At 54.8% G+C, this 23,417-nt stretch carries 49 protein-coding genes and 2 tRNA genes; 18 read left to right on the forward strand and 33 right to left on the reverse strand.

Annotated features, from left to right (window positions below):
- Positions 1 to 21: 21 nt before the first annotated feature.
- From SH421x_RS12725 to SH421x_RS12875, 31 genes are all read right to left on the reverse strand, one after another.
- Positions 22 to 249, reverse strand: a complete 228-nt coding sequence (locus SH421x_RS12725; RefSeq protein WP_488856058.1) for a hypothetical protein — start codon at positions 247 to 249, stop codon at positions 22 to 24.
- A complete protein-coding gene (locus tag SH421x_RS12730) occupies positions 246 to 818 on the reverse strand; it encodes a PDDEXK family nuclease (protein WP_488856059.1) in 573 nt (190 codons plus the stop codon). Before SH421x_RS12730 ends, SH421x_RS12725 begins: the two co-directional genes overlap by 4 nt.
- Positions 819 to 1,115: 297 nt before the next feature.
- Complete coding sequence (locus SH421x_RS12735; protein ID WP_488856060.1) at positions 1,116 to 1,322, reverse strand: DUF551 domain-containing protein; 207 nt, start codon at positions 1,320 to 1,322, stop codon at positions 1,116 to 1,118.
- Positions 1,319 to 1,594: a hypothetical protein gene (locus SH421x_RS12740; RefSeq protein ID WP_488856061.1), complete on the reverse strand. Its 276-nt coding sequence runs from the start codon at positions 1,592 to 1,594 to the stop codon at positions 1,319 to 1,321. The genes SH421x_RS12735 and SH421x_RS12740 overlap by 4 nt, the downstream gene beginning before the upstream one ends.
- On the reverse strand, positions 1,591 to 2,676 hold the full coding sequence (locus SH421x_RS12745) for a hypothetical protein (protein WP_488856062.1): 1,086 nt from the start codon (positions 2,674 to 2,676) through the stop codon (positions 1,591 to 1,593). Before SH421x_RS12745 ends, SH421x_RS12740 begins: the two co-directional genes overlap by 4 nt.
- Positions 2,673 to 3,368 (reverse strand): hypothetical protein, encoded by a 696-nt coding sequence (locus SH421x_RS12750; protein WP_488856063.1) that lies wholly within the window; start codon positions 3,366 to 3,368, stop codon positions 2,673 to 2,675. Before SH421x_RS12750 ends, SH421x_RS12745 begins: the two co-directional genes overlap by 4 nt.
- A 27-nt stretch (positions 3,369 to 3,395) precedes the next feature.
- Positions 3,396 to 3,569: a hypothetical protein gene (locus SH421x_RS12755; protein WP_488856065.1), complete on the reverse strand. Its 174-nt coding sequence runs from the start codon at positions 3,567 to 3,569 to the stop codon at positions 3,396 to 3,398.
- On the reverse strand, positions 3,566 to 4,405 hold the full coding sequence (locus SH421x_RS12760; protein WP_488856066.1) for a DNA adenine methylase: 840 nt from the start codon (positions 4,403 to 4,405) through the stop codon (positions 3,566 to 3,568). Before SH421x_RS12760 ends, SH421x_RS12755 begins: the two co-directional genes overlap by 4 nt.
- 39 nt (positions 4,406 to 4,444) lie before the next feature.
- A complete protein-coding gene (locus SH421x_RS12765; RefSeq protein WP_488856068.1) occupies positions 4,445 to 4,666 on the reverse strand; it encodes a hypothetical protein in 222 nt (73 codons plus the stop codon).
- Positions 4,667 to 4,745: 79 nt separating this feature from the next.
- Entirely contained in the window at positions 4,746 to 4,919 is a 174-nt protein-coding gene (locus SH421x_RS12770) for a hypothetical protein (RefSeq protein WP_488856069.1), read from the reverse strand.
- Positions 4,910 to 5,200: an HNH endonuclease gene (locus SH421x_RS12775; protein WP_488856070.1), complete on the reverse strand. Its 291-nt coding sequence runs from the start codon at positions 5,198 to 5,200 to the stop codon at positions 4,910 to 4,912. Before SH421x_RS12775 ends, SH421x_RS12770 begins: the two co-directional genes overlap by 10 nt.
- Positions 5,197 to 5,451, reverse strand: a complete 255-nt coding sequence (locus SH421x_RS12780; protein ID WP_488856071.1) for a hypothetical protein — start codon at positions 5,449 to 5,451, stop codon at positions 5,197 to 5,199. Before SH421x_RS12780 ends, SH421x_RS12775 begins: the two co-directional genes overlap by 4 nt.
- Positions 5,452 to 5,676 (reverse strand): hypothetical protein, encoded by a 225-nt coding sequence (locus SH421x_RS12785; protein WP_488856073.1) that lies wholly within the window; start codon positions 5,674 to 5,676, stop codon positions 5,452 to 5,454. It lies immediately after the preceding gene.
- Positions 5,677 to 5,976, reverse strand: coding sequence for a hypothetical protein (locus SH421x_RS12790; protein WP_488856075.1), 300 nt, complete (start codon positions 5,974 to 5,976; stop codon positions 5,677 to 5,679).
- Positions 5,969 to 6,148 (reverse strand): hypothetical protein, encoded by a 180-nt coding sequence (locus SH421x_RS12795; protein WP_488856076.1) that lies wholly within the window; start codon positions 6,146 to 6,148, stop codon positions 5,969 to 5,971. Before SH421x_RS12795 ends, SH421x_RS12790 begins: the two co-directional genes overlap by 8 nt.
- A gap of 90 nt (positions 6,149 to 6,238) precedes the next feature.
- Entirely contained in the window at positions 6,239 to 6,838 is a 600-nt protein-coding gene (locus SH421x_RS12800; RefSeq protein ID WP_488856078.1) for a hypothetical protein, read from the reverse strand.
- Positions 6,839 to 6,950: 112 nt separating this feature from the next.
- Entirely contained in the window at positions 6,951 to 7,331 is a 381-nt protein-coding gene (locus SH421x_RS12805; protein WP_488856079.1) for a hypothetical protein, read from the reverse strand.
- Positions 7,328 to 8,197 carry a PD-(D/E)XK nuclease-like domain-containing protein gene (locus SH421x_RS12810; RefSeq protein ID WP_488856081.1) on the reverse strand — a complete coding sequence of 290 codons (870 nt, stop codon included), beginning with the start codon at positions 8,195 to 8,197 and terminating at the stop codon, positions 7,328 to 7,330. The genes SH421x_RS12805 and SH421x_RS12810 overlap by 4 nt, the downstream gene beginning before the upstream one ends.
- The gene (locus SH421x_RS12815; RefSeq protein ID WP_488856082.1) at positions 8,197 to 8,355 is read right to left on the reverse strand and encodes a hypothetical protein; all 159 of its coding nucleotides are present in this window, start codon (positions 8,353 to 8,355) and stop codon (positions 8,197 to 8,199) included. Before SH421x_RS12815 ends, SH421x_RS12810 begins: the two co-directional genes overlap by 1 nt.
- Before the next feature lie 64 nt (positions 8,356 to 8,419).
- Positions 8,420 to 8,689, reverse strand: coding sequence for a hypothetical protein (locus SH421x_RS12820; protein ID WP_488856084.1), 270 nt, complete (start codon positions 8,687 to 8,689; stop codon positions 8,420 to 8,422).
- Positions 8,686 to 8,961, reverse strand: coding sequence for a hypothetical protein (locus tag SH421x_RS12825; protein ID WP_488856085.1), 276 nt, complete (start codon positions 8,959 to 8,961; stop codon positions 8,686 to 8,688). Before SH421x_RS12825 ends, SH421x_RS12820 begins: the two co-directional genes overlap by 4 nt.
- Before the next feature lie 11 nt (positions 8,962 to 8,972).
- Positions 8,973 to 9,296, reverse strand: coding sequence for a hypothetical protein (locus SH421x_RS12830; protein WP_488856086.1), 324 nt, complete (start codon positions 9,294 to 9,296; stop codon positions 8,973 to 8,975).
- Positions 9,297 to 9,409: 113 nt separating this feature from the next.
- A tRNA-Phe gene (locus SH421x_RS12835) sits at positions 9,410 to 9,480 on the reverse strand.
- Between the two features lie 53 nt (positions 9,481 to 9,533).
- Positions 9,534 to 9,851, reverse strand: a complete 318-nt coding sequence (locus tag SH421x_RS12840) for a hypothetical protein (protein ID WP_488856088.1) — start codon at positions 9,849 to 9,851, stop codon at positions 9,534 to 9,536.
- A 23-nt stretch (positions 9,852 to 9,874) separates the two neighbouring features.
- On the reverse strand, positions 9,875 to 10,510 hold the full coding sequence (locus tag SH421x_RS12845; RefSeq protein WP_488856090.1) for a hypothetical protein: 636 nt from the start codon (positions 10,508 to 10,510) through the stop codon (positions 9,875 to 9,877).
- 1 nt (position 10,511) lies between these two features.
- Positions 10,512 to 11,147 carry an HNH endonuclease gene (locus SH421x_RS12850; RefSeq protein WP_488856092.1) on the reverse strand — a complete coding sequence of 212 codons (636 nt, stop codon included), beginning with the start codon at positions 11,145 to 11,147 and terminating at the stop codon, positions 10,512 to 10,514.
- A 96-nt stretch (positions 11,148 to 11,243) separates the two neighbouring features.
- The gene (locus tag SH421x_RS12855; RefSeq protein ID WP_488856094.1) at positions 11,244 to 11,402 is read right to left on the reverse strand and encodes a hypothetical protein; all 159 of its coding nucleotides are present in this window, start codon (positions 11,400 to 11,402) and stop codon (positions 11,244 to 11,246) included.
- Positions 11,403 to 11,438: 36 nt separating this feature from the next.
- Positions 11,439 to 11,624, reverse strand: a complete 186-nt coding sequence (locus SH421x_RS12860) for a carbon storage regulator (RefSeq protein ID WP_488856095.1) — start codon at positions 11,622 to 11,624, stop codon at positions 11,439 to 11,441.
- Positions 11,625 to 11,901: 277 nt separating this feature from the next.
- Positions 11,902 to 12,057, reverse strand: coding sequence for a hypothetical protein (locus SH421x_RS12865; RefSeq protein ID WP_488856096.1), 156 nt, complete (start codon positions 12,055 to 12,057; stop codon positions 11,902 to 11,904).
- Positions 12,058 to 12,065: 8 nt separating this feature from the next.
- Complete coding sequence (locus SH421x_RS12870; protein ID WP_488856098.1) at positions 12,066 to 12,857, reverse strand: hypothetical protein; 792 nt, start codon at positions 12,855 to 12,857, stop codon at positions 12,066 to 12,068.
- Positions 12,858 to 12,890: 33 nt separating this feature from the next.
- Positions 12,891 to 13,223 carry a hypothetical protein gene (locus SH421x_RS12875; protein ID WP_488856100.1) on the reverse strand — a complete coding sequence of 111 codons (333 nt, stop codon included), beginning with the start codon at positions 13,221 to 13,223 and terminating at the stop codon, positions 12,891 to 12,893.
- Positions 13,224 to 13,409: 186 nt separating this feature from the next.
- Here SH421x_RS12875 and SH421x_RS12880 point away from each other — a divergent pair, with 186 nt between their 5' ends.
- From SH421x_RS12880 to SH421x_RS12905, 6 genes are all read left to right on the forward strand, one after another.
- Positions 13,410 to 13,700, forward strand: coding sequence for a hypothetical protein (locus SH421x_RS12880; RefSeq protein ID WP_488856101.1), 291 nt, complete (start codon positions 13,410 to 13,412; stop codon positions 13,698 to 13,700).
- Between the two features lie 367 nt (positions 13,701 to 14,067).
- Positions 14,068 to 14,274, forward strand: coding sequence for a helix-turn-helix domain-containing protein (locus SH421x_RS12885; RefSeq protein WP_488856102.1), 207 nt, complete (start codon positions 14,068 to 14,070; stop codon positions 14,272 to 14,274).
- 392 nt (positions 14,275 to 14,666) lie between these two features.
- Complete coding sequence (locus tag SH421x_RS12890; protein WP_488856103.1) at positions 14,667 to 15,104, forward strand: tellurite resistance TerB family protein; 438 nt, start codon at positions 14,667 to 14,669, stop codon at positions 15,102 to 15,104.
- A 103-nt stretch (positions 15,105 to 15,207) separates the two neighbouring features.
- Positions 15,208 to 15,270: transfer RNA gene (locus SH421x_RS12895), tRNA-Ser, on the forward strand.
- Positions 15,271 to 15,295: 25 nt separating this feature from the next.
- Positions 15,296 to 15,463, forward strand: coding sequence for a hypothetical protein (locus SH421x_RS12900; RefSeq protein WP_488856105.1), 168 nt, complete (start codon positions 15,296 to 15,298; stop codon positions 15,461 to 15,463).
- Positions 15,464 to 15,523: 60 nt separating this feature from the next.
- Positions 15,524 to 16,486, forward strand: coding sequence for a tyrosine-type recombinase/integrase (locus tag SH421x_RS12905; protein ID WP_488856107.1), 963 nt, complete (start codon positions 15,524 to 15,526; stop codon positions 16,484 to 16,486).
- Here the strand turns inward: SH421x_RS12905 and SH421x_RS12910 are convergent.
- Positions 16,483 to 16,656: a hypothetical protein gene (locus tag SH421x_RS12910; RefSeq protein ID WP_488856108.1), complete on the reverse strand. Its 174-nt coding sequence runs from the start codon at positions 16,654 to 16,656 to the stop codon at positions 16,483 to 16,485. The two genes, SH421x_RS12905 and SH421x_RS12910, sit on opposite strands and share 4 nt — an antisense overlap.
- 10 nt (positions 16,657 to 16,666) lie before the next feature.
- Between SH421x_RS12910 and SH421x_RS12915 the strand changes: the two genes are divergently transcribed.
- Both SH421x_RS12915 and SH421x_RS12920 read left to right on the forward strand, forming a co-directional pair.
- Positions 16,667 to 17,098: a hypothetical protein gene (locus SH421x_RS12915; RefSeq protein WP_488856110.1), complete on the forward strand. Its 432-nt coding sequence runs from the start codon at positions 16,667 to 16,669 to the stop codon at positions 17,096 to 17,098.
- Between the two features lie 61 nt (positions 17,099 to 17,159).
- Positions 17,160 to 17,597, forward strand: a complete 438-nt coding sequence (locus tag SH421x_RS12920) for a hypothetical protein (protein WP_488856112.1) — start codon at positions 17,160 to 17,162, stop codon at positions 17,595 to 17,597.
- An 83-nt stretch (positions 17,598 to 17,680) separates the two neighbouring features.
- Here SH421x_RS12920 and SH421x_RS12925 read toward each other — a convergent pair whose 3' ends face one another.
- Complete coding sequence (locus tag SH421x_RS12925) at positions 17,681 to 17,869, reverse strand: hypothetical protein (RefSeq protein WP_488856114.1); 189 nt, start codon at positions 17,867 to 17,869, stop codon at positions 17,681 to 17,683.
- 233 nt (positions 17,870 to 18,102) lie between these two features.
- Here SH421x_RS12925 and SH421x_RS12930 point away from each other — a divergent pair, with 233 nt between their 5' ends.
- The 10 genes from SH421x_RS12930 (at position 18,103) to SH421x_RS12975 (ending at position 23,399) form a co-directional block, all read left to right on the forward strand.
- On the forward strand, positions 18,103 to 18,495 hold the full coding sequence (locus SH421x_RS12930) for a carbon storage regulator (protein ID WP_488856115.1): 393 nt from the start codon (positions 18,103 to 18,105) through the stop codon (positions 18,493 to 18,495).
- A gap of 53 nt (positions 18,496 to 18,548) precedes the next feature.
- Positions 18,549 to 19,697 (forward strand): hypothetical protein, encoded by a 1,149-nt coding sequence (locus SH421x_RS12935; protein ID WP_488856116.1) that lies wholly within the window; start codon positions 18,549 to 18,551, stop codon positions 19,695 to 19,697.
- Between the two features lie 188 nt (positions 19,698 to 19,885).
- Positions 19,886 to 20,485, forward strand: a complete 600-nt coding sequence (locus SH421x_RS12940) for a hypothetical protein (RefSeq protein WP_488856117.1) — start codon at positions 19,886 to 19,888, stop codon at positions 20,483 to 20,485.
- Positions 20,486 to 20,487: 2 nt separating this feature from the next.
- Positions 20,488 to 20,724 carry a hypothetical protein gene (locus tag SH421x_RS12945; RefSeq protein WP_488856118.1) on the forward strand — a complete coding sequence of 79 codons (237 nt, stop codon included), beginning with the start codon at positions 20,488 to 20,490 and terminating at the stop codon, positions 20,722 to 20,724.
- Complete coding sequence (locus SH421x_RS12950; protein WP_488856119.1) at positions 20,699 to 20,974, forward strand: hypothetical protein; 276 nt, start codon at positions 20,699 to 20,701, stop codon at positions 20,972 to 20,974. Before SH421x_RS12945 ends, SH421x_RS12950 begins: the two co-directional genes overlap by 26 nt.
- Positions 20,975 to 20,982: 8 nt before the next feature.
- Positions 20,983 to 21,450, forward strand: a complete 468-nt coding sequence (locus SH421x_RS12955) for a helix-turn-helix domain-containing protein (RefSeq protein WP_488856120.1) — start codon at positions 20,983 to 20,985, stop codon at positions 21,448 to 21,450.
- A gap of 63 nt (positions 21,451 to 21,513) precedes the next feature.
- Positions 21,514 to 21,861, forward strand: coding sequence for a hypothetical protein (locus SH421x_RS12960; RefSeq protein ID WP_488856122.1), 348 nt, complete (start codon positions 21,514 to 21,516; stop codon positions 21,859 to 21,861).
- A gap of 147 nt (positions 21,862 to 22,008) precedes the next feature.
- The gene (locus SH421x_RS12965) at positions 22,009 to 22,278 is read left to right on the forward strand and encodes a hypothetical protein (protein WP_488856123.1); all 270 of its coding nucleotides are present in this window, start codon (positions 22,009 to 22,011) and stop codon (positions 22,276 to 22,278) included.
- A 216-nt stretch (positions 22,279 to 22,494) separates the two neighbouring features.
- A complete protein-coding gene (locus SH421x_RS12970; RefSeq protein WP_488856124.1) occupies positions 22,495 to 22,992 on the forward strand; it encodes a hypothetical protein in 498 nt (165 codons plus the stop codon).
- Between the two features lie 50 nt (positions 22,993 to 23,042).
- Positions 23,043 to 23,399, forward strand: coding sequence for a hypothetical protein (locus SH421x_RS12975; protein WP_488856125.1), 357 nt, complete (start codon positions 23,043 to 23,045; stop codon positions 23,397 to 23,399).
- The last annotated feature ends 18 nt before the right edge of the window (positions 23,400 to 23,417 follow it).

Genomic DNA, 23,417 nt, shown 5'->3' on the forward strand with positions numbered 1-23,417 from the left:
CAACTTCCCTGTGTCCCTGCGCTATGAGTGCGCGATAAAAACCAATCCTGGCAGACCTTCTTGCTTCTTCACTGTCACGACATCGCCCTTGATGGCGACTTCAATCAAATGGTCAAAGTCTTCGCCGTCCAGGTGCAGCAACGCCTGCAGGTCATCCAGTCGAAAGCGAGCGACGCCTGTGTCGTTTTGGCGCCGAACATGATGGACCAAGAGGCGAAGATGAGATCCGAGTTGATGTGATGCAATCATCGGTTCGGCCTCCATTGAACGTCAGAGCACGCTTGTCGCCAGATGGCCAGAATGTCTTCACTGTTTTCTAGGTATGGCCAACTTCCTCCGTCGTAGCCACCAAACACGCGACAATGAAAAGATCCATCCTCGTGGCAAATGTCGAACTTCTTATTTTGTTGGCAAACGCCGATTGGTGATCTTTGTATCCAATCAATTACTGTCCCTGCCTCAAACTTCTCAATCGATCCTGGGCTAGAGTCACTTCTTTCCCCAAGCCATCCAATAAATGCGTTGTAGTCATGCACAAACGGCGCAACACCAAGAAAGAGAACCTCGTGCATGCCGTCATCAATCAATGCATCGTGGATCTGCTCTGTGACACCTCGATCGCGAAACTCCTCAATCGTCGTGTACGGCTTCACCTCAACAAGCAAGTTCTTGCCAAGCTGAAAATCAGGCGCCCATCCATTTAGATCAAACGGCTCATACTCCCACGGCCACCCGAGCCGCTCAAAGAATGCGGCCCACCGCGACTCTAGACGGCTGCGAAACATGCAGCCCATAAACTCTGTCGGTATCGCTTTCATGCGAACGCGTCCTTGCAAAATGAGATGTCAAATTCCTAATAACGCACAACATAACAATGAAAACGCCCCCAACAACAACAGGTAGCCGCTCAACGACAAAGCCACCTCGTAACCCTTTACAGCCAAACGCTTCCCCGCAACTTATTCGGGGTGCATAATCTCTCAATTACTCCTCATCCATCCGATAAACCCCAAGATCAACCTCCCACCCATCCCGATTATCCCACCGATAAAACCGCAGCTTCATCCGCCGCCCGTCCTGTCGCCAGTTTGTGCGGAGCCATGTTAGGAGGTCGGTCATTCGGTTGGCTCCGGCGGTTCAGGCAACGGCTGCCAATGGGTGACATTGAAAACTTGATATTCCTGTCGCTGCAGCATGTCTGACCAAGCAAAGTTGTTTGGTGCGATCTTCAAAAGTCGCGCCACTGAAACGTATCCAGTCGCTCCAACGTGAACTATTTTTCCAACCTCTGGCAGTCGCTCGCTCGTTTTGATCCAGGTCATGATTGCTTCCTCAGCAGTTCGTCAATGAACCTTTCGATTTCCATGCAGAACTCAACGCCTTCTGTTTGCTGCATTCCTCGCCCTTGAGCGATGGACACAAGCCCTTGTTTGACTAAGTCTCTGCCCATGAAGTAGTGGGTATCGCTCGTAGAAACTCCATGCTTAGCCGCAATGTTCTGCGAAAAAGCCTTTAAGGTTCCACATGCGCCTGACATCTCTTTATGGATAGCCAGTTTCGCTGCGATTAGATTCTCTTTATTGATCCTGCTCATACCGTCCCCCATTGAAAAACGCGAAACTCTTCTGGCCATTCCGAACTGTCGGCTCCGTGTTTGTCGACTAATCGAATCTCGTCACGGAATCCAATTCCATCGCCAAAGTCACCTGACGCCGTAAGCTGCTTTCCGCTTGGACAATTTGGAAGAAACTCAAACTCTTTCCAATCACCGCGAACGTATTGGTTTAACCGTTCAACCCAAACCGGAACCCCAGCATCCGCACCCTGCCGAATCAGATCACGCACCCAGTCAACGTCTAGCGGTTTGTCGTCGGGGGCGATGGTGATTTGCTGAATCGCACGGTTCTTATGTGATTCACGACCACCACTACCGCCTCGACCTGCGTAAGAAATAATTCCTTGCAGGCAGTCGAATGAGGTTGTCGGGTCGACGTAAAGCACTTCGAGATTGATGTGACCATGCGGCAAAACATGCACCCCAACCCGGCAAAGCTCACTCAGCTTGAGCAGTTGCGGAATCATCGCGTCCGCTTCGACCTGAGTGTGGATGGTGGCGAATAGGGTGACGTTTTTGAATGACCGCTCTCGATCGTGAGGTAAAGAATCGGCCTCGTATATCGTTTCAACTGGCCAATTCGCCAGCACGTTCCCCAACTCTCGCGTGCGGATGATGAAATCGAGATTCGGGCAGTTGTCGATTGTGGTGAAGGCGCGGTTGCGAACGTCGTCGATAGTCAGCCGCTGCCATCCCTGTGGGTCGCTATCGAAACCTTCCTCCCACTCCTCTAGCCAGTTCTCTGGGCCCCATTCGCTTTGCAGGTACGGCTTGACTATCATTTGGCCGAGACTGCCGCGATACATGGGATCGATACTGCCCTCGAACAACTCGCAGTCGATGAGGACACGGGGGCTATGATACTCACGAACCTCGTCTTCGATGTCGCACGAATCTGGTGGGCAGGTGATCTCGTCGACACTGCCAGCACGGCAAATAACGCCGCAGTCAGCCGCATGCCGATTGATGATCTCAACCCGCTTCCAAGCCGCCTCAGCCGCAACAATCCGCTGGTTGTCTTTGACTTTCCACGGTTGGAACTTTTGATCGTAGAGTTTCATTGTGACACCTCTTCTTTCTCGACCTGCTCGGTTGCAGCGGCAAAGAACGGCGTTCCTAGAAACGAGCGATGCTCATCGGAGTAATAAAGCGGCATCAGCGCAGAGACAACTTCCGTGAAGCCGCGATACCGGATAAGGATTGAATACTCTAGGCCATTGCCAGACTGCTCTGATACGCCGATAAAAACGTGCGCGTCATCGCCATCATCATCTGCGATATCAGTTATCCGCAGCAGAACGCGACCAAGCCTCTTTGCGTCTAATGCCATCCATCTTCGCGGCGTCGATTCGATCCGATTGAACGCATCTTCAAAATCAACATACTTCCCCTCGTCCGCTGGCTTGACTTCATAGGCAATCTTTTTGCCGAACCTCATAGGCACTTCGGCGACTCGACTTCCTGAATCACAGGCAACGTCATCAATGTTTATGGCGCCATCGTCGATCGCTAGGCTGGAGATCAACTTGGCGTCATCGGCACACATGAGGAATTGCGTGCTCTTGTCAACGGCGTCGCTATTGGCGCGAAGACTATTGCGGATCGCGATAATCTCACATCCATCTGTAGCAACTATGAGCGTTGAATCTTGCCCAGATTCGACAGTGCGACGAAACAAGATTCGCCGATATTTTTCGTATGCCGCATTGGCGAAACGAGCCGCAGCACGCAGGATTTTCTTTTTGATTCTCATTTGGTTATTCCCTTCGATTCGTCCGTTCTATTTCGCCAACACCTTCAACAACTTCATCTTCAACACCCGCATATTCACCGCCTCACGCCACAGCGCCGCCGCAATAATTCGATTCGGTTCAACCCGTGATGCGTCGACGTTGTGCTTGATCGCGGTCGTTAGGGCGGTGATGGTTAGGTTTATGTCGCGGCGGGATCTCATGTGATTGGCTCCGCATCAAAATTCATCCACAACCGTTCAGCCTTCACTTCCTTGACCGCTTTCCCGCTCGAATGCAGCGGAGTGTTTTTGTCTGACACTCGCCAGCCATACAAAAGAGCTGCGTTGTCGTAGATCGCTGACGGATAGCCGCTCAAGACAAACTTGCCCTGAATGTTGGACAGTGCGTCGAGTAGCGCCAAATGGTTGTCGTGTCCCATTTCGTGCGTGTAGGCGTCTTTAGCTTGGCGCGTTTCGTGCAGATAGGGCGGATCGAGATAGAACAACGTGTCGGGTGAATCGAGCTTTTCGATACACTCCAGAACGTCACGGTTCCAGACCTCGACGCGACGCAATCGCGCGTGAATTTCTGGTAATCCGTCAACCGCAGACAACCAAGCCGAGACGTTTTCATTCATCCCTCGCCGTGTTCGCTTGGTCGGATTGCAATAGCTTTTGCCGAGTCCCTGGCGAGACATGCGGTTTTGGATAAAGAACGACGCCGCCTGCTTTACCGCTGGATAGTAGCTGCCAGTGATGTCGTTTTCGTCCGATCCTCCCCATGACATCTCTGATAATGGCGTTGCCTCAATGAGTCGCGAGAATTGCTCGAATAAATCTGGACGGCGCAACACGTTCCAAAAGTTTGTCAGCCGCGAATAGATGTCGTTGGCAAACTCGCTCACCCCTTCCGGGTCTTTTGCGAACAGGACTGAACCGCCCCCGAAGAATGGTTCAACGTATCGCGTGTGCCGGGGAAAGTGGCTGATAATCCACTTGGCTAGATAGGATTTTCCGCCGTGCCACTTGAGCGGGCTTGGTATTGCTGTCGTGTTCATAGTGCGTAAACCTCCTGACGCGTTAGATTCCGTGACCGACTAATCCTCAAACGCAAACTTGATTCCCTCGGAAACCATCCCGTTGATGAACGACGCCGGGACATAGAGCCAAAACGCAAACATCGCATAAGCCGGCAGCGCGTCGCCAACCGTAGAGAGCAGGCCGTAGAGCATCACGAACCACAATGGATAAGTGATTAGCATTGCCCATGCGAGATTGATAAGAGCGACAACCATCTTTTTCTTTGACTTGTTTCGCATTGTTTCTTCCTTGAGCTAAATCGTTTAAAAGGTCCCCAAGGGCATCCATGCCCACAATTCACATCCGTGCGGTGTTTGGTTAGTGTTCGGACTGGTCAACAGTTTCAGCGGTCACGGCGTTGTAGGCGGCGGCGATGATGGCCTTCTGTTCGTCACCATCAAACATTGCCAACTTGCGCTGAAGCTCTACTGGGTGCGGTGAGAATAAAAGGCTGTGCATTCGTCCCGTTACGTCTTCCGGTTTCATTGGCATTGGGGTTTGTCCTTTAATCGTGCTGCTGTGATGTCGTAAATCATTCCAAACTCTTCCGCGTCCGCATTGCCTCGCATGTTGTTGCATGACTTGCACGCGAGCGCTAAATTTGAGTCATCGTGCGATCCGCCTTGTGACTGCGGAATCAAGTGTTCGATAGTCGCGAAGTTGTCAATAAGTGGTGCTGCAATCCTGGTCATTTTCCGGCCGCACCAAATACACTTGCCGTCCTGCTTGGCAAATAGACGCTTGCGAATTCGCTTCCTGCGTTCCTCTTTCATCGCGATTCCCAGTAGTCTTCCGAAATCCCAATCAACAACCGCAACTCAGCCGCACGCGTGACCGCAACCAGTTCATCACCATCAAGCCGCAAAGGTCCATCAATCAACACGCTGTCGAGGTAATCGTCTCCCTCGAATAACGCCGTCCATGTGTAGTTGCCGACGCCTGTTTCGTGGCTCTCGAAATAGTGTGCGGCTGGGCGCTCGGTGTTGTGTGGCGTGTGGCCTGGGGTTGGGTGGCGGTGGATCATTTAGTTGCCCTCGTTTTCGTCGGGATAGTCATCTGCATGCCAGTTCGCGGAAAAAAGCCGTGGCTGTTGTGGCGTAATCTTGTCGCGAAACAGCTCGTCCGCACAGCAAAGGCAGTAGTCCAGCTCTTTCTCGCCGGCAACGTCGCCGCGATCTTCGAGTTGACTCTTGCGTTGCGATGGCGAGAACGTGCTTTCACAGGCTTTGCAGTTTCGAAAGAAGCTCATTTACTCCCCCTCCACACTGGCGATGATCGCTTCTAGTTCGGCTAGTTCGGCTCGCTCGTCGCAATTAGCCATGCCTGCAAACGCCATGTGTTGAATTGCGGCGACTCGCTTTTTGATCGCCGCGAACATGGCCCCGCCTTGAATGATCAACCGGGCGTTAGCTTCAGCGACATCTAGCCCGGCGTCTTCCGCTGAAACCGTTCCGATAAAAACCTCTTCATCGTTCGCCCAGATATTGCAGTAGCCGTTTTCAAAACCGCTCTCGCCTAAGTGCCAGTCGCCTTTCGTAAACTCAATCATCGCCGGCCTCGCTTTCAACAGGTGTCAATTCCTTTTCCAAGGTCGCCAGCAATGACTCCGCCTTGTGAATGAGCGGCATGCCAGTCAGGTAAACGTCTTTGCTTTTGACGACTAGCTTTCGCAGCTCGAAAAGCTCGTCTGCGATGTCGTTGATGATCTCATGGGCACACATTGGTAACTCCCGTAATGACAGCGAACACAATTAGTCCCGCCATCGATAGGCTTTGGAATAGGACGAAGATTGCGATTAGGATGTGGGTTTTCATTGTTGTTCTGCGATCCAACGAGTTAGAACTTCGCGCAATTCAACGGCGTCTTGCAGCAGAGAAATGTAAGAGGAATGCGGCTTGATCTTGATCCCATCACTGTATCGCTCAACTACTGTCTGATTCTCCAGCGTCACTGGCAGCCAGTCTTTCGGCGGCTCAAACTTGCAGGTGATTTGGCCGTCGCAGATCGTGATTGTTGTGGTGGTGCCGGGGGTGAGAGGCTTTGCCGCACAGTCCGCACTTGTCAGCCAATTACCGACACTTCCATCGTCTAGAGAAACGACAGTCGCGGTTTTGCTTGTTCCACTTAGTGCTAGAAAGTCCATCCTGCAAACTTCACTCGTAATCACACGAGGAAACTCCGTGCCATCTTCGGCGACCAGTTGCAGTTCGGCTTCGGTGCCGGGAGGGGCGACTGTTAGCCCCAAATTACTGCTAAGAGGTGATCGAGACGGCTTGCCATCTGACCAGAATCCGATCTCTTCCGAAAACCAAACGCAGTACGCTCCAGGCAGGTTTGATTTCATCACGCACGGAAACACGATCTCCGGCTTTGGCGCTTCGGGTAGGGTTACTTTGATTTTGAGCGTCATGGGCATGTCCTTGTTTTTGATGCTGCGTAAAATCTGGCCTTCCTTGGCCGCGGGTGCTTCCGTGTGATTACTCCGGCTGCTGACCACGATCGAGCAAGTCGGATTGCTTGGGTTAGAACTTGACGGGTCCGGCAGGCTTGGGATCGATGGCGGCTGCAACAGACTGGGCCTGGACAGCAGCAGCGGCTTGAAAGTTTCGCTTGACCCGAATGCCATCGACCATCTCTTTGCCGTACTGGACTTTTACGGAGTAGAGAATAACCTCGTGCCCCATCCACGCATCGGTTTCTGGGCCGAACCAATCCGAGATAGATTTGGCGTTAGTTTTGTTGAGTACGAGCCCCTTTTCCATGCCGACAAAGTAGAGCACTGGCAGCTCCTTGCCGTCCTCGATATCCTCCATCACAACGCGAGCCATCTGAACTGGGACATCGAATCCGCCTAGATCAGCGGCGGCAACGTACTTAGTGGGGAATGCGGTCAAAATGTTCATAGCGTTACTGCTGCGCCTCCAATAGTAATTTCAATTGATTGGTTTGATTCGTCTTCTCGATTCACCATCCAGTGCAGTGGATGTACGGTCCGTATCTCATGCTTTGCAGTATCACGCCAGTCGTCCGAATCCTGGTGCTCTTTCAATCGCCGCAGACGTCTGCGGTAGTCGTCCTCACCGCGTGAGCGAAACCAGTCGCTTAGCTCGTAGACGGCGCAGCTCCATTGCGTGCAGGCAAGGAAGTAGAACGGGACAATTTCACCGTTGCGATAGATCTCATTACCGGTCGAGTACATCACGCCCTGGCGGTCATATCGGTAGTCGAAAATTGCTTTCGAGAATTGCTCCTCGCTGTTTCCTTTGCCACATGACTTAAGGTCGAGTACAAATTCTGGCGCGTGTCCATCCTCTCGAATTCTGCAAAGCAATCCGGTCTCTGGGTCGATCCAGCGAAGATTGAATTCGGCTTGTCCTGCTTCGGCAACTCGGTCAAGTAGTTGCCGTGATTCGGGGTTCTCCCGCACAACTTGCTCCATCCGCAAGACTTGGTTGAGTTCACTTTCCTTGAGGCAAATCTTGTCAGCGTGCGCCGCTTCCCAGTCGGCCCATTCATTGCCAGATTTAGCACCGTTGGACGCCAACACTTCCTTCGGAATCACTTCGATATTTCCCATCATGCGTTCGAGAATGAGGACATGCGCGGCCTTGCCTTTCTCGAAATACGCCTTCTTTTTCTCCGGCAACTGCTTGTCGATCACGACCGCTTTGTAGTGCTGCGGGTCGTCGAGCAGTCCGAGTCGAGAATTACTCGTACCGTCTGATTTGTGATATTCGTCGATCGTGCACTTCCAATGCTCAGCGGTCATCACTCTCTCCCCGCACAAAGAATCAATCCAACATTCGCCAGCACGTAACCAGCGAGAACCAACGCCAGCGGATCCAGTTCAACGCCGTAGCGAATCGACCGGCACAGATACAGTCCGGTGACCATTAGCAGTTCCCAGTTTGCGATGCAGAACTTCACATCAATCTCCAAATCCGAAAACAAACAACGGCCATAAACGCGATCTAGGGGGTTAGGACGGCGGCTAGGGTTCGCATGGGGTAACCCAGTCAGCATTGAATTTGCAAACAGCGTCGTGACCCTTTTGCATCGCCGCCTTGGCTTCATCGAGAGTTGCCCAGTGATCGCCTTCGTCGTCGCCGATCAGTTCCGAGTCGCTGAAGTCGGCGTACACAATCTTGTTGCTGATTAGCAGCTGACGAATGCGCCACTGAAAATCTTCGTCATACGGTCCATGCGCGACCCACATCGTGTTGCCGTACTCGTCGATTTCCTCTTTCCATTCGATGTTCATTCCGCGTTCCTTTTGGCGAGCAGTGCTTGAATCTGACTGGCAACAGTTCTTTCGTTGTCTGACAGTTCTGGCATCGCGTAATATGCTTCCTCTAACAACGCAAACGCCTCGCCCGCCAGTTCGCGCTCACGACAGCGGCGGAGGGTTTCGGCTGGATATTTGCGAAGTAGCAAGATGTCGCTGCCGACGTACTGGCCACAGCCTTGCACGAGCTTCTTGATTTCTTCTAGTCCGTAGCGGTCTATCGCCTCATCGAGTTCATCGCGTGGCATGGTGCCGCTCCCTACCATTCAGTGCAAGCAAAGACACACGGACCGAACGCACACCATTCGCGGCAAGTCTTAGTGATAGCCGGCTGTCCATCTTCATCGATCTGCCTAACTCGCAGGCTTGAATAGTCGTCAAGCTGCTTCACTTTTGGATTGCCGCACTCTTCGATAAGTTCTGCTGTCGTCCATTCGTATTCATCAGCGACCATTCGAATGGCTTCTTCGGCGTTCTCTGCTGCCACCCAATGACCGGCGCCAGCTTCTACGCTATAGACATGGAGCTTTACATCTTGAGCCATTGCGGTGGTTGGATCGTTTTTGTAGATAGGTTCATTCATCGCGTTTTCTCCAAGTCTTAAAAGGAGGCGACCGGGACCAACCAGCCGCCTCCATATCCACTGGTGAGAAGCCCTGCTTTAAAAGCTCCCCGGTTCTGGCGACAAGCCAGAGAGCGAACTGGCGGGAATCGAACCACGCGACCGACTGAGTTTCCTCAGCAAGCTACCACTGCTCTACAGTTCGCCTCACCACTTCGCCGGCTATACCGACATGGCAGGTGACGCCATCCTTCAGGTTTACGTCTTGATGTTTTTGAGCGTCTTTTCGGCGAATGCGATACAGCAACAGCTTCCTTTGCCGTCGCGCAATTCTTCCATTGCTGAAAGCAGTACCCCATGCTCCCGCTTGAGCCGCTCAGCCTCGGTTTCGACGACATGCCAAGTGGATGAAAGCAACGTCAATCCAATCTGCGGAGTCTTGCCAGTGGATTGCCATACAACGCCCAATTCATCCGACCAGACGAGCCGATCACCAAGCGTCGAAGCGGCGACCTTTCGTTTATTGTTTTGTCGCAAAAACTGGCACGCATCGCCAAGTGTCATTCCTTCGCGCATCGCAGCCCTTTCTTTCGTGTCCCTTAAAATTGGTTCTTCAAAATCATGTCGCCAACATCAACCAACGAAGCACCCAGCGTGGCGCGATCGTTAGCGTTCGCACCGTCGTAAAACGCTTTGATCTGTTCGCGGATTGGGCGCCAGAAGGTCAGGACGTTGGCGGCTTCACTCGTATCAGCCTCAGGAATCTCTTCTGTGGCCGCTTCTTCTCGATCAGGCGAAATGTCGTTGACATTAGTAGTAGGTCGATCCGGTAGGCGACGCGATACAACAGCGGCAACGGTTTTTGCGGTGAGCGGTTCGTCGTTGGCATCGGCTTCCTCTTGGGCTGTTTCCCAGGCTTCGGCTTGTTGGTCGGGTGGGAGTTTGGCTAGCTCGCGGGCTTGTCGTTCGTTTGGCTCGATCGTCAGGTTTTCGCCCATGGGGGAATTTTTCAGGTTCGTAATCACCTTGGCTTCTGCGAGCAATCGATAGGCTTGTGATTGGCCGAATCCGAATTCAGCCTTGACGCACTCTCGCCATGATTTGTAGCCGAGCACTTCCCAGCCGTTGCTATCGTGCAGCTGGGCCAAGTGATAGCCGACGTCGCTGATGCCGGCCTTGATGCTGTCGACGCATGACTGGGCTTGATCGCGGGTCATTGATAAGGTGGTGGTCATGCTAATTTCCCCCGCTAGAAATGCGACGGAACTTCACTGATAACGGCCTATCCAGCTTGTCGCCTTTTGATGAATTACATGCCCGGCAAAGCACTTGGATGTTTTCGATTTCGTCGTCTCCGCCAAGTGCCACTGGAACAATGTGGTCAAGACATAGTTCTTCGGTTGAGCCGCACTTCAGGCACGCTTCGCCATGCCGCTCAAAAACATGGTCGCGAAAAAGTTTATTTGTGATGGCGGCGTTAGCTTCTTTGCGTCGCTCTTCGTAGTGCTTCCGTATTGCTGCCGACGAAGCGGCGGCTTTAATGGCATCGCACTCTTCTTCTGTGAAAACGTCTCGCAGTGACCAGAAGCAATCATCTCCGTCTACTTGCATGATCTCTGCGACGTCACCGCACGCGAAAGCGCGTCGCATAGTGACAAACTGAGTCATTGCCCGTTTGCCGTTTCTTCCGGCAAGAGTTTCCTGAATGCAGATTAGTAAAATATGACTTGGAACCGACTGCGGCTTAAATCCCTGGTAGTAGATTAGGTGCATGGTCCCGCCGGAAACGAGATCCAGAATGCACGCCGCTGCTTCTACTGCTTGGACCGGCGACAATGGTGCAGCCGAATAGACTCGGGTGAACTTGCTCATCCTGATTCCCTCCAGTTACAAAAAAACCTCCCGCACAAGTTGCATGGGAGGCCATATAAATTCGCGTCCCATGCGATTCGGATTGTCAGTGATGTGCTAGGCCGCTTTCGGCTTCACGTAATTCCGTGGCTTCAAGACACGGCTTTGGTGATGACTGCCGTCCGCATGATTCGGACCACGTACCCGCATGCCGCATTGCTTGCAGCGTTTGGAATCTTCGTGGACGTCAACGCCGTGGACTGTTTTTGCGCTCATGGCTATCTCTGGTAAGGGTTTGAAGCAGGAAAGCGATTAGGCCGCGTAGTTGATAACCCGTGGCGGCTTCGGCTCGTCTGGCAATTCGCCACGTTTGATCGGCACATCTTGCGGCGCATCAATTCCGATTTGGACAGATCCACCACGTAAACGATTGATAGTGATGGTGATGTTTTCACCGATCTTGATTGATTCGCCGATTCGGCGTCCTAGGCACAGCATCTTCTTTGCTCCAACAAAAGCGTCTTACTTGTTGCCGAGCCCAACGGAGGCCCGACTTTTCGTGCATCGATCTGCCGACATTCCTGCCATGTCGGGCCTCCGTTCGTGGTCCATGTCGCTTACGACTCATGCCGCGGGCGGCGTCATCCGTGGAACCCGTATTCCGTTTGCGGGTCACAGTCCGTGTTTTGGTTATTGGGGTGGTGTTCCGAAATAGTCGATTCTGTCCAACTGCCTGCCATGAGGCCCAATTGCGACATGGCTACCTGATCGCGACTTAGCTCTCGTCGGTCAGTTGAATGTTGCGTTGCTGTTGCTCGCTGGTCGTGCCGTACTTCAATCGCATCTCGACGACCTTAAGCAGTTTGCCGCCGGCGTTCACAGCTGCGTTGCCGACTTGTGGTGTAACCTTGCCTTCGATCAGGTCAGACATGAGGGCGCTCATGAAGCCTGCGAACTGCGATCCCGTCGTGACGCCTTCTTGCGCGAACTTGAGGCTTCGCGGACCTTCGTGTTGCAGTGCTGCTTGATCGCGGCCATTGCGATTTTGGCTTCGTACACTACTTGCTTTTCCATTCGCTGTTGCTTGAACCATTCAAAGTTCTCCCTAGATTTAATCTGCACAGCTTCCATGCATTCCGCCGTGCAGCATTGAACTGGCACCTCCTGTGCGCCATTAAAAAAGCCAACATTCCATTGCGGCTTCATCCAATCTCGAAACGTTTTTGGCGTAGCCAGTTTTCCGCAAACTTCACAAGGCAATTGATCGTTAAAGCAAACGAACTGTTGCCACGACTTAACGCGAACAATCTCCAACGATTTCTTCTGTAAAAGAATCTCTGTGTTGTTTGGATCCTGAATTACGCCTTTCTGTCCCAAGCGTCTTGCAGCAAGGGTGTTCGACCAGCGAAGTGAGCAGACGTCGATTTGATTAATTCTCCGGCACACCGGGGAAAGATTTAGTCCTGCGTCGTAGCCAAAGACATATCTCTTGCTATCAAAGCACGCGAACCAAAACTTCCTCCCATCCTTTCTGCATAAATGTGGGCGACGACTTGTTTCCACCTGTGGTGCTCTCGTGTGACAGCGAATAGGACCATCAGTGAAATTTGTGTCTGGTAGTCCAAAGCGCTTTGCCTGTTCAACAAGCTTCACGTCGACCTCAGCAAGCCACTTGTTGTTGCTTGCTCTCATGGATGGCCTAAGTGCTGTTTGAAACAGAGAAGCCGACATAAAACACCTTCATTTGCGCGGCTGTGTTTTGGTTTATTTCGAGCGGCGCGAAGTCGTCTTCTTTGGTGGAGACTTCTTCGCGGACTTTTGTTTGTAGCCAACAACTTCATTGCGAAGCGCGCGCTTACGGTCTTCTATGGGCGGTTTAGATTTTGGTGTTGCGGTGGCGTTCGCTTGGATTTGGATTTCAGTGAGAAACCTCTCTACAGCCTCCCGGCTCGTCTCTTGATTGCGTGGTCGCGGGATCCACTCCAGGCGAATTCCGTTGAGACCTGATTTGCAGTAGCGAACAACAGTTGCTTTGTTGACGCCCAATTCCTCCGCCGCCTCATCCATCGAAATTCGTTCTTCTTGTGCGATAGCCATGTCTTTGCTCCGTGCTTTCCCTGACGTTCTGTGATTTAGTTTAACGTCCCGAGACGTTACGTAAAGTCAGAAAAAGTCACGGAACGTAAAATCTCGCACGCTATCATGCCTATGTGTATTGCCAGACAGGGTTTGCGAGAGCAAAATTCTTTTGTCAGGTAACCCTAGGAGACGTTGCGAAACGCTATGGCCACGCGAGAACCGAAACCAACATCCGCAAAAGAGCTTCATGACGTCGCTAACGCCCTGTTCGGCGCAGCATCGACGATCGAGTCAATTGCTGGAGGCATGGACGCGTTATCGTGCGAATCACTGATGATCAAGAATTCATCGCAGAAGGCTGACGCAATGAAGTTTGCGGCCAACTTTGCTGCCGCCTGCAAGAACGCGCAAATTCAGCAGCTTCCTGAATCGATACGCAAGATCAAACCCGGTGCACACGTAGATGTAGAGGATGTGCACGGTACCAATAATTAAAGAACTTACGCACAATAAAACGTAATCCTGGGAAGCTTAGAGTTTTTGCCTAAGTCAATACACAGCAACGGCTTGCCTACTTAATCGCTAACCCCGACACGCTTATTCACACGGCGGAGGTCGTTGGTTCGAGTCCAATATCGCCCACTCCTGATGAGACCCGGTTTTCACCGAGAAAACCGGGTCTCCTAGAAAGATAGTTCGAGATTTCGCGTCACGCCGATCTCGAACCAAGTTGCAGTTCTTCGGAACTGCTAATGGCTGCGTCGCTAGGTCAAACGCTCCGGCGGATTGAATGACAACCTAGCGATGCAGCCTTTTATGCATTTTCAAGTGTCCTGTGTCGAGTATACTTGGAGTTATGATCATGCAATTGGAAAATACCGTTCGGCCGCGGCGTGCTGCGGAAATTCTCGGCGTAACCAAAAGCCTAATCTGCAAATGGTGTCGTGATGGTCGCCTGACCGCCGTAAAGCAAGACGGCGATTGGCACATCGAAGTCTCATCTGTGAAAGAGTTTGCGAGAATCGATCGGCCGTCTGGCGCAGCAGGTCACCAGAGAAATCGTAACTAGCGGTTGCTAAGTATTGCTAGGTGTGTATACTAACCGGCGTCATTTAATCCGCCGGCAAAAATAAAAAAAGCCGGCAAACCAAAAAACGCCGGCATCTCGCCTGATTCTCAGGCCCGATGCTCTCCAAATTTTTTTTGAGAGCGAAACCCTAAACCGCATGCCGTGATCGGCTGCGCTTGGTTGGTTTTTCTTCTCACCGCTGGGCCTAAAGACCATTCGTCAGGACACCGAGGATCCGTCTGCTCGTGATGGCATGAGCTGCGACTCTTCGTTTGCCCTCGCGTCGTTTTGCCCAGGACGACGCGAGGGTTTTTTCTTGCACTGATCGTTCGAACGCCTTGAACCGCGTTGGCGGTCGCTGCTTGGATTTTTTCAACTTCAAGGAGGTTTGCATGTTTGCTCAGTTCACGGATTTTTTGAAATCGGTCCAAGACAAAGGGGCGGAAGTTTTCTCCCGCATTAAGGATCGGACCACGTTCAATCGCCTGGTGTGGGCCTGCTTCTTGATCGGCCGGGCCGATGGGACTTTTGACGCCAGCGAAAAGACAGCGACGGCCAAGTTGATCCAGCGGCAGCTGCCGCAATACACGATCGACGACATCTTGGCGGCGATCGGCAAGGCGGAAGAAAAAATGAACTTCGACGCCACCTTGGGGCAGCAGGAGCTGCTGGACGAGATTGGCAAGGCGACCGGCGAAGCGGCGGAGTCGATCATTCGGGCCGCCTGCTACATCGGCGCCGCCGACGGCGATTTCGACGACACCGAAAAAGGAATCGTCCGCCAGCTCTGCCTGCGCATGAGTCTCACCCCCGCCGCCTACGGCCTGTAGGCGAGCGAGGAGATCTCGTTTTTTGAAGTGTAGTCCGTCGGGACTCTAAACCCGATTCTCCCGCGCGAATAAGCGCGGGCGTTGGCCGGATCGCACACCGGCGGATGCGGCATGGCGCTAGCCGGCTTGACCGGCGAGTCGCGGGTTCGAATCCCGCACCGCGTCTTTTTTGCTGACTCATGGAGGAAATCATGTCACTGAAAATTGCTCCCGAACCCAATCCAAAGCGGCCCTTATCGCCGGAACTGCGAGCGATCTGGGGAGCCATTCGCTGGATGTTTGTGGTCGCAATGTTGCTGGGAATTGCATGCCTCTTCAACTGCATCTCACTCACGGTCTATATGGCGGCACATCCCTAATCGATCCCATCCCTCAAGCAATGGAGGCTTTTTGCATGAACATCTTTGGGGTAAGGCGCCATGGATCGGCCGAGCAAGCTTTCTCCTTCTTCCCGACTGCGCGAGCTGTGGGACTTGCACTTTTTCCCCGTCTGCATCGCCGATCCGTCGTCGCGGAATGTCGAAGGTTATCTGCGGGCGATGGCTCTGTGGGAGCAACTGACGCCGAATTGGCCGCTGAAAAAGATCCGGTCCGAAGATCTCGCCTGGTTCAAAGGGCAGCTGCAGAAGTTGGAATTTCGGGGCAAGCCGATCGCCAGCAATACGGTCTACAAGCACTTGTCGCATATCGGCTGGATCCTCAATCAAGCCGGGCCGCGGTCGAATCGTGGCTCCGCTCGGACGGCGATTGGCCTGTTGAAAGACGTGCCGTTTACGCGGCTGCCGCCGCTGAAAAGATCGTATCAAAGCGAGGCCAAGGAAAAAGATGTCGCGGCGCTGATTGCCGTTCTCGATGCGGCCAAGTTTCCGCAGGTCGACGGCGTCCGGCCGGGCGATCTCTGGCGGGCTCTCTTGCTAGTGATGTGTTCGACCAGCTTGCGAATTGGCCAATGCGTGCAGCTGCCGTCGGCGGCGGTCGACTGGTCCGATCAGATGCTACTTGCGCCGGCCGCGATCTGCCGCAAGAGCAAGAGCGACGAACCGAAGCCGCTGCACGAGTCGGCGATTCGGGCGCTGCTGACGTGCAAGGCGCACCGCCGCGAATTGCTGTTGCCGTTTTTCCCGGCGCCGCACGCGAAGTCGACGATCTACGACGAGTTGCATCGGCTGCAACGAATCGCCGCGGTACCCCGATTCGGCTTCCATGCGATCAGGCGGCACGTGATCACGGCGATCAGCGAGATCTCGCCGGCAGCCGCTCAATTAGCCGCCGGCCATTCGTCCTACAAGACCACGCAAATCTACCAGGATTTTCGAATCCTCCGCGGCGCCGTCGATCAACTACCCATCTTCGACCGCATCACCGCCAGCAGCACCAACTAGGTCGCAAGCCGCGCAGCGAGAATCGGCGCGTCAGCGACATGCAAGAGCAACGCTCCCGCCGGCGCGAGGCCAGGCGGCGTAGCCTGTTCCCACCTCGCGCCGGTTTTTTTTGGTTTGGCGATTGCGGCCGTTTTGGTGTGGCCGTGCACGTTCGCCGTTTCGTTTTTCATGGAGAGTTTGATGACGGAAGATTTTCCGAAGCGTTTAGCGGCGAATATTTCGCCGGTCCTGATACGTCACCTGGAAGCGGCGGACGCCTTGCCGTTTCGCCAAGCAAAGGCTGCTCACCGCGGCTTAATCGAGGCGTCGACTGGGGTCATGAGGCTGACGAAATCGATCAGTGATTTGCTGCTGGCGGGTGACCCCAATCATCCACTCGATGATGTGATTGGCGAAATGTTCGCAGCGGCTATTGATGCGATGCGGGCTGAAACGGCGGCCGATGACGCAACGCCCGAGCGTCGCATGGAAGTCGCGGTCCTTCACCGCATCGGCGATCTAACGGAAGTATTAAGCGGCGAGATGAAAGGTTGCTTGCGCGACATGTGCGAGATTGTTAAAGCGATGCACGAGGAGAAACGCGCGGCGGAAACCGAAGCTTCAACCACTTAGTTTTAACCACGATCGCGGCGGCGATCAGCACGCCGCGTTTTTCCCCTCACGGAGACTTAATATGGGCTTGGATCAATGGAGCGAGCAGCTCAGGCAGAGACTCTCCGAGATTCGCTCGCGTCACTTAGCGCGGGCGAAATCGGATCAAGATCACATGCGGATTGCGGAAGCGGCCCAAGCGACAGTTGACGTCCATCAGGCGATGCTGCGTCTGTTTTGCTCAGTCGGATTCTGTGATGTCGCGGCCGAGCTGTGCGACGAAATGCTGCAAGCGTTGGCTGAAAGCCATCACCAAGAATTTACACGCGACGATGTGGCAGCCTACCTACAAGAGCGTGGGCATAACGACAAGCCCGCTCCGGCCGAGTCGCTGGTCAATCACATGGAACGTCAAACGGGCGATCTCATTCAAGGCTTTCGGACGATGGCCGGCGAGCTGATGCGCGAGGGACGAGCGTCTCGCAAGCGGCACATCGAGAACGTCAAGCAACGGAACTAACCCCATGCAGCCACGCGAGCGACCTTGCCACGCGAGCGACCTTGCCAAGTGTGCGGCCAGCCGGCTTACGGCCGCTATTGCAACTACGCCTGCTGGCGAATCGCTGATCTTGACTTGGCGACTGCGCCCAACGTGATGGCCGAGTTGCCTGCGCCTTCCGGCGTTGTTGACCTGGCGAAAGAGCCGGCGGCGGTGGCTGTGTCGCTTGCGCCTTCCAGCGTTTGCCATTGTTGCGGTGGCAGCGGCCGCAATAGCAAAGGAGGCCCTTGCATTCCGTGCGAACGGAGACGGATGGAGGCGCCGCGGCCGCGTGAGCGAGCGGAGTTTATGCCCGAATCGCCCCATTTAATAACCAAATCACCCGAAATTATTCCCGCCGAACTACGGCCGAAAGGCGCAAACAGCTCGGCCACCCAAACACGCACAGCCGCCAAGCCAAGAAAAGACAAGAGGCTGCGGGATCAGCGGACCCTGTTTTAATTTTTCCCCCTGCGAAGGAGTTGCGATGGGATTTTTACTTCTGACGCGCGAATCGGAGCAGTCGATTCAGATCGGCGCGGATGTCGTGGTAACGGTCGTCCGGATTCGTAGTACTCAGGTGCGAATGATTGTTGTCGCACCGCAGACGACACCGCTGCGGCGGAGTGAGATTGCCGCCCGACCGGCAACAGAAGCGTGTCGGCCGACCACGATCAAGGCCGCCAGTACACGGCTGGTTGTTCTGCGCCGCGAGAACCAATCGATCCAGATCGGCGCGGATGTGGTGGTGAAGGTCGAGCGAATCGGCGCCGTCCGCGTGCTGCTCTCGATCGACGCGCCGGACGAGACCATTGTGATGCGGACCGAAATCATCGACCGGCTACCAGTCGCCGAGCCGCAGAAAAAAGCAACCGCCTAGGAAGGCGAACTAGAGCAACCATCAGGGACAGCAAGGATTCGCCAGGGCAAGAAATGGAAGATTTGGACAACTACAAACGTTTGCTTGTCACGCTGGAAGCGTGGCCGCAGATGAACCTGCCGGCGCTGACGGTTTATCGCCGGCTATGGGACGCTCTCGACGCCGAACCAGGTTCGATCGATATCGCGATCACCAACGACGCGGGCAAATACCACCTGACGCCGCAAAGCTTGCGGCGGGCGATCGCGCGGCTCGAATCGATCGGCCTAGTCCGGCGCGAGCTGGCTTTCGAAGACGAGTTTGGCGTCAAGCAGATTCGCTACGCCGTGCATGACGCGTTGGCGCTGCGCGAGCGGTCGAGAGTTGCTCCGGCCGAAGTCGAGACGACGCAGGCTGTGCAGTCTGCCGCGCCGAAAGTGGCGCGAGCGCCGATATCGGCTCCAGCGCCGAATTCGGATCCGATTTCGAAATCGGATTCAGCGCCGAAAGTGGCGCTCGCGCCGAATTCGGTTTCAGCGCCACTTTCGGCGCTGCCTCCAGCGGGTGGCGCAAACCAAGAACGGCACGCGATTTGCGCCACGCCGCCCCCGCCAGATCCACCCGGCGCGAGCGCAGCTCCAAGCCGAGCAAAAGCCCCCCCTTGTGACAAACAAGAACAAGAGAACAAGAACCTAACTCTAAGTTCAATCTCAAACTCAAGAACCAAGTCAAACCAACTTCAAGATTCAAAACCGCAGCGCGCTGCTCCTCCGCCATCACCGCCGATCGCGAAAGCTGGCGACGACTGGAGCGATTTTGGCGACGCCAAGCCGCTGGCCGCGTCGATCGCGAAATTTGCGGCGCAGCTGGAAGACCCGGCGAAGATCGAGCGGCAACGCGAGCTGCGGATTGCGGCTTTGGCGACGAAGATTCTCAGGTCTATCCGGACTGCCGAGGATCTTTGCGGGACGCAACTCGATCACGTGATGGATCGGAGCGTGGCCGATAAGGCGGCGACCTGGTGGCACGAGCTCGAATCCGATCCGGTCCGCGACGATCACGACCGGCGGGCGATCGCGACGCAGTTTGAAAAAGTGCTCCGGCGGATCGACCAGCTCGGCCGCGAAAAGACGCTCAAAAAACCGGGCGCCTACCTGAACACCTCGATCGGCTCGATCGTCGCCAAAGCGGGCGGCGTCTGGTCGGAATCCACGGAGTTTTAAGCGATGTCGAAATGCAAATTCTGCGACTTTTGTGACGACGATCCGAAGGTGATGCACTGGCATCTGCGGATGATGCACGCGCGGAATTTGCGAAGCGCATCGCAGTTTGTGCGGTGGATGTTTTTGCAGACGACGGCTCGCCGGCCGCAACGGCCGAAGAAGTCCAAACACCAACGGAGAACCACGCGATGAATGTTCCGACAATCGAAATGGATCCGGCCGAGGCCCGCAAAAAACTGCGCGTGTATCGCGCCGAGCTGCACCGCAAGGCGGACGCCAACTACGAAGCGGCGGCGAAGGGGTACGAGCTGCTCGGCCGCGGTTTCAAGCTGCTCGATGTCACGCAAGCAATTGCCGCGGCTGGGCGATTTGACGATGGAGCACCTTGCTTAGCAATCGCTCGCGCCGATCGGAAGGTGGTGCAGTTTCGCCAGAATTGGCAGAGCTGCGAATTCTACGCGGGGAAGTACAACACCTGGAGCGAATCGTTGTTGATCACTTTGCCACTGCCGGCGCCGGCGGGCTCGCGATATGGATCGTACCGCTACACGATGATTCCGATGGTCCCGGCCGACGTCAAACAATCGCTCCGCGAGCGCGGGCTGAGCGTCCAGCTCCAAAAATATCACGTCCTGTGGGAAGTCGAAAAATGGTTCGACCGCAACCCGCTCGAACCGCCGGTCGATCCCTACTTGCTGCTGCACTGCGGCGGCTCGCTTTACGCGATCGTCGCCGAGTGGGATCTGACCGAACTGGAACGGAGCGTCATGCGAGGCACGGGAGTTTAGCCATGTCCATGATTTGTCCGATTGAGCGGTGCGAGAACGCCAAGCATGAAGATCACGTAGTTTGTCCCCATCACTGGTTCAAGCTGCCGAGCGGTCTACGCGATCGCATCTGGAAGCTCTTTCTCAAGGAGCGCGGCAGCGCCGCTCACCTGCAGGCGATCGGCGAAGCGATCCAACTTCTGAATTTACGAGGCAAACCGAAGGGAGAAAAAAATGTCAGCGACAATTCCGACGCCTGAACTGCCGGCGGCAACCAAGGCGATCCTCGACGACGCCCGCTCCGCGATTCGCGAAGCGAAGCGGGTGCAGCCTGGGGCCCAGGTGCACGCGCTGCATAGTCAGATGCATGGCGTGCAAATGCATGTGGACGCCGTACTGTGCGATGGCAACGAAGCCGCCCTTCAGCGACTTCCGAACTACGTCCAAGACCTACGTCAAACCCTGGCAAAAATCCGCAGTGCGGAACGCCCTAACCACGCGGGAGCGTGAGCCAAGAAATGAAACAACGCAAAAACTTGCCTCCGCTCGCGCGTGGGGCCGCGGTTTATTTTTTGACGCGCAGGGGAATTGCTCGCGGCAAGATCGCTGCCGCGAGCGATCCCAAGCATTTCGCCTACTCGGTAGAGACGAATATCCGCACAGCGCTCGACCGCAAAGTAGTCCTCGTCAATCGACTGCATATTTGGGGGCTGGACGAGCTGGTCGACTTGGCGGAGCGGCTGACGCATGAAATCGCCGTCGCTCAAAAAACGCTCGAAGGCGTTTGGAAGGAAGCGGCCAAGCAAGGGCTGGAGTTTCCCGAGCCCTCGTTTCCGCCGGCGACCTTGGAGCAAATCCAACGCCGCGCCGTCGACGAGGCGCTGCTCCGCTGCGGCGGCGACAAACCGAAAGCGGCCAAGCAGCTCGGCGTGGCGCTGAAGACGATTTACAACTGGCTGCCGAAATGCAAAGAGGCAGTGGAGTAGGAAGAATCGAACACGGATGCCGCGGATGAAGAACACGGTGGGAAACACGGTAAGGAGACGAGTTTGAGCGACGAAAAAACGATGACGCTGAAAGAGATCGTGGAAAAGATCTGGATGCGTCAGCAAGCGCTGTGCGCAGAGATGACGCAAGAGTCGTGGGAAAATTTCAAACGATTGGAGCAGGCGGTCCACGCGAAACCCGACCTCAAAATACATCTCTCCTGGGATTGCCACTGGGAGACGGAGGAAGTTATCGCCACACGTAGCGGCGTCTACCTGATGTTGAGCCACGACGAATTGGAGAATCTGGTCTGCGCCGTCGCGTACCGAATCGGAGCTGCCAGCGCAGCGGGCGAAGATTTCGATCGATTGGAGGCTCTACTCGAAAAGATCAAAGCCGCGACGCCGTGACCAAACGTGTCACTTCACCGTGTTATCCGTGCTCTTCATCTGTGTCCTCCGTGTTCCATTCTTCCCTCTTTCCGTCCGATTGTGCGGCCTTGCATGAGGAAACTTTTGTATTTTGCAGGCGAAATCCCTTGCCGAAACCGATAAGTCATGCGTATCGTGTACCGCAAGGATGCGTTATTCCCAGGGCAAGAGGCGAGTCTAATGGCGGAAACGGTGATCACGCTGGCGCATCGCCAGTCGCTCATCATCGGCGGCCGACGCTTCGTGAATCTCACGAAGAAGAAGATTCGTCTCCTCTGTCTCCCCGAAAGCTCGGATTTCGCGGTAGACAGTGCACCCTTTCCTTCTCCGGACCGCCGCTCGCAGTCCGAATCTGACGCCCCCAGCGCGGCGTCCGTAACTCCACCAGCCGTCTAACCGAATCCCTGACGCACGTATGCGCTGATTCGGCCGCGGCTCAACGTCCAAACCAAACCAAACCAGAGACGCAAGCGCAAGGAAGCGCACGCAATGGCAGGGATTGCCGCGTCTCTGCGTGAGGCCGGAACGACGCCTGGTTGAATCCGTACCAGGCGTCGTCTCCGGTTTTTCCATGTCGCTGAAGCGCCGATACGAAGAAAGGAATCTTCCCCCATGGCGATTGCCCAGAAACTGCTCACCGCGATTCTTTGGTCGGCTCTCGAAAAATTCGGCAAGTCGAAAGCCGTCCGCGACGACCTGAAAGAGGCGAAAAAGCACGACGTGCAGCTGCGCGTCGTTGGCACGATCGATGGCCAGGAAGTCGACGAACCGATCAAGGCGACGTTCTCGGTCGCCGTCGGTACGACCAAGGCCGACAACCAAAATCTCTCGGCCGAGCAATATCTCGCTTGGCTACTGCAAAACGTTGGCAGCGAATTGGCCGCCAAGATCGAGCAGCGGCTCGAAGACGAAGCCAAAAAGCATGAAGCCAAGGCGAAGCGAAAAAACAAAACGCTCAAAGAGGGCGAGCCAACGCGAACGCTCCATCTGGAAGTAGCCGACGCGACCGAGCAAAAGTCGAAAGACGCCGCCAAGCGGATCATCGCTCGTTACACGATCAAGGGGCGTAAACCGGTCGCTGGCGCTATTACTGTAACCCCGCCTTCTTAACCCGCGTTCCTACGCGGTTTCCCTGTGTTTTTTCGCAAAAGGTTTTCCCGATGACTTATTTCCAATTCCTGCAGCTGGTTGCCGAAAACGTCAACATTGTTCCGCACCTGGTCGAACTGATCGAACATCGCCAGACCGTCAGCGGCATCCAAGCTCGCTGGAACGTCGACAAGCAAATCGGCGATCTTCTGGTCCCGCGGATCGCCGCGACTCAGGATCGGATCATGACCACCACGGGTGTTGAAGGGGTGTCGGAAGCAGAGGAAGAGGCAATCTTCGAAGTGGAGATGACGTCCGTCCTCAATACGTCGTCCATGACCAATTCACGAACCTGGGACGGCTCGCGACTGCGCAAGCTCTTCGACGCGATCGGCCCGCTGTTGCCACTGCTGCAGCTGATCAAGTAAGCCCACCAAAATGGTCGC

The sequence above is a fragment of the Blastopirellula sp. SH421 genome (assembly GCF_057808535.1).